6 protein-coding genes are annotated in these 6,000 nt (G+C 35.8%); 1 reads left to right on the forward strand and 5 read right to left on the reverse strand.

Annotated elements, in window-relative coordinates; genetic code table 11:
• Positions 1-477 precede the first annotated feature (477 nt).
• The 3 genes from Q0838_RS10635 to Q0838_RS10645 all read right to left on the reverse strand — a co-directional run bounded on the left by Q0838_RS10635 (position 478) and on the right by Q0838_RS10645 (position 3,281).
• Complete coding sequence (locus tag Q0838_RS10635) at positions 478-1,935, reverse strand: aminoacyl-histidine dipeptidase (protein WP_298954640.1); 1,458 nt, start codon at positions 1,933-1,935, stop codon at positions 478-480.
• 107 nt (positions 1,936-2,042) lie between these two features.
• Positions 2,043-2,726, reverse strand: a complete 684-nt coding sequence (gene mnmD / locus Q0838_RS10640; protein ID WP_298954642.1) for a tRNA (5-methylaminomethyl-2-thiouridine)(34)-methyltransferase MnmD — start codon at positions 2,724-2,726, stop codon at positions 2,043-2,045.
• On the reverse strand, positions 2,727-3,281 hold the full coding sequence (locus Q0838_RS10645; RefSeq protein WP_298954645.1) for a DUF4920 domain-containing protein: 555 nt from the start codon (positions 3,279-3,281) through the stop codon (positions 2,727-2,729).
• 248 nt (positions 3,282-3,529) lie between these two features.
• On the opposite strand from Q0838_RS10645, the gene Q0838_RS10650 reads away from it, so the two are divergent.
• Positions 3,530-4,591 carry a branched-chain amino acid aminotransferase gene (locus Q0838_RS10650; protein WP_298954647.1) on the forward strand — a complete coding sequence of 354 codons (1,062 nt, stop codon included), beginning with the start codon at positions 3,530-3,532 and terminating at the stop codon, positions 4,589-4,591.
• Between the two features lie 76 nt (positions 4,592-4,667).
• Here Q0838_RS10650 and Q0838_RS10655 read toward each other — a convergent pair whose 3' ends face one another.
• Both Q0838_RS10655 and Q0838_RS10660 read right to left on the reverse strand, forming a co-directional pair.
• A complete protein-coding gene (locus Q0838_RS10655) occupies positions 4,668-5,318 on the reverse strand; it encodes a hypothetical protein (RefSeq protein ID WP_298954650.1) in 651 nt (216 codons plus the stop codon).
• Positions 5,315-5,851 (reverse strand): hypothetical protein, encoded by a 537-nt coding sequence (locus tag Q0838_RS10660; protein ID WP_298954653.1) that lies wholly within the window; start codon positions 5,849-5,851, stop codon positions 5,315-5,317. Before Q0838_RS10660 ends, Q0838_RS10655 begins: the two co-directional genes overlap by 4 nt.
• Positions 5,852-6,000: the final 149 nt, after the last annotated feature.

Consider the following 6,000-nt stretch of genomic DNA (forward strand, 5'->3'; position numbering starts at 1 on the left):
AAAGATAGATATAAGTTTACCTCATTATTTTACTCTATAGAAAAAAAATGGACAAAGCCTTAGATTAGAACGTCCATTATTAATAAGCTATTCCTTTACAGACGTATAAAATCGAATTATAGAACACAACTACTCACTTGCTGTAATTCAAAGAAGCGGTAAAAAAAAGGAATAAGTAGTCTAAGCGTAGTATACCTTAAACAAGGGCGCCGGAGTATAGAAACTATTTTTTGATATTTTAATTTTAAGCACTCTACGATTAGAGCGATCGATAAGTTGAATACTTAAACCGTAGTGATGGCTATGGCACATCTCCTAAAAAAGATCATTTTATCTCCCTAAAAGCAAACCATACACCTTTATCACTTAATTGCCTCCTTACATCTGTGATCTCTTTACAAAAATATGAGTACAAAAAAGGCTGCCCAGAACAAATCTAGGCAGCCTTTATGTATTATTAGTGCTATACTAAGTAAACTATGCTTTTGGAATCTCTTTTAAAATTTCTAAGAGGAACTTCCAGAATTTCTGAACAGATTTAATCTCTACACGTTCATCTGGGCTGTGAGCTCCTCTTATGTTAGGACCGAATGAGATCATATCTAGACCGGGATAACGCTCTCCTAACAGGCCACATTCTAATCCTGCATGACAGGCTACCACTCTAGGCTCATGATTAAAGAGTTCGATATATTTTGCTTTTGCTATATCTAAAACCGCACTATTTGCATTAGGCTGCCAGCCTGGATAATGACCAGAAAGCTTAGTGGTCATTTGTGCTAGTTCCATTACAGCGACTATACTACTAGCTAGATCTTCCTTAGAACTATCTACAGAAGATCTCGTAAGACAGGCTATCTGTAATTTAGAATCTTCTAAGGTTACACGCGCTAGATTATTAGAGGTTTCTACCAGTCCGTCTATATCTGGACTCATGCGGTATACTCCATTATGAATTCCTAATAACGTATATACTAGAATACGGCTATCTTCTTGAGTTAGCACAGGTCCATTAGGTGCATCTTCAAAAGAAATGGCAATATTGGGTTCTAGAGATTTATACTCGTCTAGAATTGCTTTTTTACATGATTGATACGCATTAAGTATAGAGTTTAAGTCACTTTCTAAAAAGCTAACTACTACTACCGCTTCTCTAGGAATAGCGTTTCTTAAACTACCACCTTTCATAGATTGCAAATGGACCGCACCCTTCTTTTGCATCGCATCTAGAAGTCTAGTAATCATCTTATTTGCGTTACCTAAACCTTTTATAATGTCCATACCACTATGTCCACCATTAAGACCTTTTACCGTTATCTTTTTTGATAAATAAGAAGCATCTATATTACTAGTAGAATAACTCTTTGTTGCCGTAATATCTACACCACCTGCACAACCTATGTCTATCTCGTCATCTTCTTCTGTATCTAGGTTTAATAATATCTTAGAAACAAGAATATTTTGATCTAATTCTTTGGCTCCTGTCATACCTGTTTCTTCATCTATAGTAAACAACGCTTCTATTGCAGGGTGTGCAACATCGCTAGAAGAAAGGACTGCCATGATAGCAGCAACACCTATACCGTTATCTGCACCTAGTGTAGTACCGTGTGCTTTGATAATATCTCCATCTACAAACATGTCTATTCCTTGTGTTAAGAAATCAAAGTCTGTGTCGTTATTCTTTTGATGTACCATATCCAGGTGTGACTGCATGATGATACTCTTGCGATCTTCCATTCCTGGAGTAGCGGCTTTTTTAATGATCACATTACCTATGGCATCTTCCATAACCATAAGGTCATGTTGCTTTGCAAAATCTATCATAAAAGCACGTACACGCTCTTCTTTCTTAGAAGGTCTCGGTACGGCATTTAAATCTGCAAAATGATTCCATAATACCTTTGGTTCTTGTTCTCTAACTTCTTTAGACATAAAAATGTATGATTTTTTTTTGCAAATGTAAAGCTACTTATAAAATTGTTGCGCTAACTGTTTGCCAAATGATTGTTGATTTATAAATCACCAGTAGAATTAAAGAATTACAAACTCTTAGTGGCTCTTAACATTTCTCTCTTTCCTGGCGGCCCTGGTAAACGTTCTACCTTAAAACCTACGGCTTGCATGTTGCGCCTTACCTGTCCTGCTGCACAATAAGTAGTGAGAACTCCATTACTTTTTAAAGCATTGTAGGCAGCTTTAAATATATCTACGGTCCATAATTCTGGTTGCGTACTAGGGCCGAAAGCGTCAAAATAAATCAAATCATAAGAGTCTTGATCTGCTATTTGCTCAAAGGTTTTTTGCTGCTTTATCAACAAAAAGTGATTATTAATTTTATGAGTTTTTTCCCAGCCGCATTGATGTATGTGTTTATACATCGCTTCATGTCCTAGTAATTTACCATAGTCCATAACTAGTACTTCTTCTTCATTAATAGGGTATGCCTCTACCGCCGTATACTCTACAGGTGTCTTAGAATCATGCAGTGCAGTTACCATAGCATTAAGACCTGTACCAAAACCATATTCTAAAATCTTAAGAGGATTTTGTTGAAAGTTACGCTTTCGCGAAAGCGAGACCTCTATAAAATGTTCTAGACCAGTATTTATAAAAACATGAAGCGCCTCCTGTAAGGCGCCATGTTTAGAATGATATTGTTCATTGAGATCGGGCATATGGATCGTTTTTGATCCATCATCTGTAATCATGATCTCACGTTTCATTTACTCTTCTGTATTTGTTAATTGTTCTACATCTGGATTATCAAATTTTTCAACAAGCGCTCCATCTGCTACAAAGCTTAAAGTAACTTCTTCTTTTACAATAGCTGCTATTTCTTCTTTAGATTTACCAGCATCCTGGGCATAGTGACGTAATTCTTCTACCGGTGTAACGTTCTTATAAGCCTTACCGCTCAAGATGACCTCTTTTCCTTTACCATTTTTAGGTAAAAAGAAACTATAATCTTTAAATTTTACGGTTGCCGCTTGATTTCCTACTGGTAATTTAATCCAGCATCCTTTTTTTACACATACGTCTGCTATCATACCTTTTACTTTTACGGCAGTGGTATCTCCTACAGTCATACCATCATAAATAGCTCTTAACTCCAGGGCATCGATTACGTCTTTATCGGTGATTTTTACTCCATAATCTAGATATGCCATCTCTTGTACTTGCTCGTCGTTTACAGCAGGTACTTCTTCTTCAACATCTTTTTGTTCTTTACACGCTACAAATAAAGACATTGTAAAAAAAACAATAAATAACTTTTTCATGTAGTTATAGTTTTAACAGTTAGGTATCCATTATAATAACATATTTCATTTACTATTTATAAAATAAAAAATGCAGGCGTTAAAATGGTTTCATTAATGGATTGCTTAAAATTATTATATCTAAGCAAATTATTAATAATGTATAGATATTAATATACAAATGTTTATAATTAGCGCAAATTTAAGAATTCATTGACATAATATCGATGCAGTATTAAAGTATATTTACAGAAATAATAAAAACCACCATGACAAATACTTACGAAATCGTTATAGATAAGGTAAAAAAATCTAAAATTGAAGCCATAGATTTTAGTAATTTAACCTTTGGAAAGACCTTCACAGACCACATGCTGGAATGTACATGGCGCGATGGAGAATGGCATACGACAGTGATTAAACCTTATGGCCCTATTCAAGTAGACCCTAGTAGTAAAGTCTTTCATTATGGCCAGGCTATTTTTGAAGGTATGAAAGCCTTTAAAGATGTTGAAGGAGATGTATTTCTTTTTAGACCAGAAGATAACTGGATACGCTTTAATGAAAGCGCAAAAAGACTCGCAATGCCAGAGGTGCCTAAAGAAATATTCTTAGATGGTCTTAAACAGTTAGTTAACCTAGATAAAGAATGGGTAAGATATGGAGAGGGACTTTCCTTGTATCTAAGACCGTTTATGATAGCTAGTGAAAATGGTGTTGCCGCTGCACCAGCAACAGAATATAAGTTCATGATTATTATGTCACCAGCATTTTCTTATTATAAAGGTGACGTGCGCGTTATGATAGCATCAGAATTTTCTAGAGCTGCTGACGGTGGTGTAGGATATGCTAAGGCTGCTGGTAACTATGCAGCAAGTTTTTACCCTAATAATCTTGCTCTAGAAAAAGGCTACCAACAAATTATATGGACAGACGCCGCCTCTCATGAATATCTAGAAGAAGCTGGTACGATGAATATATTTGTTAGAATAGGTGATACATTACTTACTGCGCCTCATAACGACCGTATTCTTAATGGTGTAACACGTAGAAGTATCATGCAAATGGCAAAAGATCATGGTATTACCGTCGAAGAAAGAAGGGTATCTGTTAAAGAACTTACTGCAGCTGCTATAGATGGTAGCCTAAAAGAAATCTTTGGTACAGGAACAGCTGCTGTAATTGTACCTATAAAAGGTTACAAACATGAAGACTTTACATTTGAACTTCCTACTTTAGAGCATTCTTATGCGACTTTATTAATGGGTGCTTTAAAAGATATACAATATAATCGCGCTGCAGACAATCATGGATGGAGAGTAAAAATTTAATATAGTAATTACACCTATAAAAAACGCCCATTTTGATAAAATGGGCGTTTTTTGTAAATCACATAGTAATGTATAATCAAGGAGCTGGTGGATTATCTTTTCTCCATTTTACCCATAAACTAAACATGGGATCTCGCACAGGGCCATCTGCCGTTCCATCATCTGCGATATCAGATACTATAACCTTAGCCCATATTCCAGCAGGAAAATCATCATCACGTTCTTGAAAGGGTAAAGCTATTTCTCCATTCTGTAAAAATATGGATACAGAAAAAACTGGTCCAGCCGGATTTAACGGACTATAAATTTCTATCCCCATTTGTTTATTCAGTTCCCCACCATTTGCACTTGCGGTAACACTCACCACCGTACCATCCATAGGTAACATGGGGCCACCTTCTTCTACGTCACCTACATATTCAAGAGGTTCATTATCTACGTTACCTAATAAGGCAAAAGTAAACATACTAGTCTCTATACTTAACCATTTATTTCTACCCTTATCATATCTATACAATATACCTTCTATTACCGCTAGTTGCCCATCAGTATCTCCATGAGGGACTGTTTGCGAGTTCATTGCTAACGTAGGAACCCCTGCCGTTTGTGAATTAATTACCACCTCTGCCTCTGGATCACCTAATATAACACCGTCTTGAGCACTTGAAAGCAGAGAAAGTGTAATACAACAACACGATAAAAGTATTTTTTTAATTTGAATCATCATTTTCTCCATTTTAACCATAATAAAACCACCGTATCCTCAATATTACCTCCAGCATTTGCTACTCTTACTCGTACGGACTGTCCTTGATCCACATCTATGTTGTGCGTTCGGGAGATAAAAAAGTTACTATTTGTAGATGTTCTAACTACTCCATCCACACTTATTCCTTCTGGACTTACGGTATCATTATTAGGCACGGGCGTATTATCAATATAAATTTCTATATTTTTATCCCTAGGTGTGGGCGTAGGTAATGCCTTTACCGTAATGTATACAATGGTAGCATCATAAGGTAAAATAGCTCCATTACGTGTTACATCACCTACAAATTCTAAAAAACGCCCAGAACTATTGTTTTCATTTGCATAACTAAGTAATGTAGTTTGTGCGCTTAACCATTTACCTCTCGCTTGATCATATACAAATAATTGATCATCAATTACCACTATCTGTCCTGTATGAGAACCCACTGGCGCTGATTGAGGTTGTATAAACAATGGAGGCAAATTAGGGGTGCTATTAATATGTAACATCGCCTTAGGGTCATCTGTATTTATACCGACTTGAGCTTGAGTATAAACTAAGCTAAATAAAATAATAAATACTATAACAATCCTGTCCTAAATAAATTTAAGACATATCAAACCTAACCATTTTACTGGTTTGATTAGCTGTTTTATTG

This window comes from uncultured Nonlabens sp. (assembly GCF_947495285.1).
Taxonomy (GTDB): Bacteria; Bacteroidota; Bacteroidia; order Flavobacteriales; family Flavobacteriaceae; genus Nonlabens.

Coding starts and splice junctions, on each gene's coding strand:
- Q0838_RS10635 (WP_298954640.1), bottom strand. CDS start 1,935: ATGTCTAAAGAAGTTAGAGAACAAGAACCAAAGGTATTATGGAATCAT.
- mnmD (WP_298954642.1), bottom strand. CDS start 2,726: ATGAAACGTGAGATCATGATTACAGATGATGGATCAAAAACGATCCAT.
- Q0838_RS10645 (WP_298954645.1), bottom strand. CDS start 3,281: ATGAAAAAGTTATTTATTGTTTTTTTTACAATGTCTTTATTTGTAGCG.
- Q0838_RS10650 (WP_298954647.1), top strand. CDS start 3,530: ATGACAAATACTTACGAAATCGTTATAGATAAGGTAAAAAAATCTAAA.
- Q0838_RS10655 (WP_298954650.1), bottom strand. CDS start 5,318: ATGATGATTCAAATTAAAAAAATACTTTTATCGTGTTGTTGTATTACA.
- Q0838_RS10660 (WP_298954653.1), bottom strand. CDS start 5,851: ATGTTACATATTAATAGCACCCCTAATTTGCCTCCATTGTTTATACAA.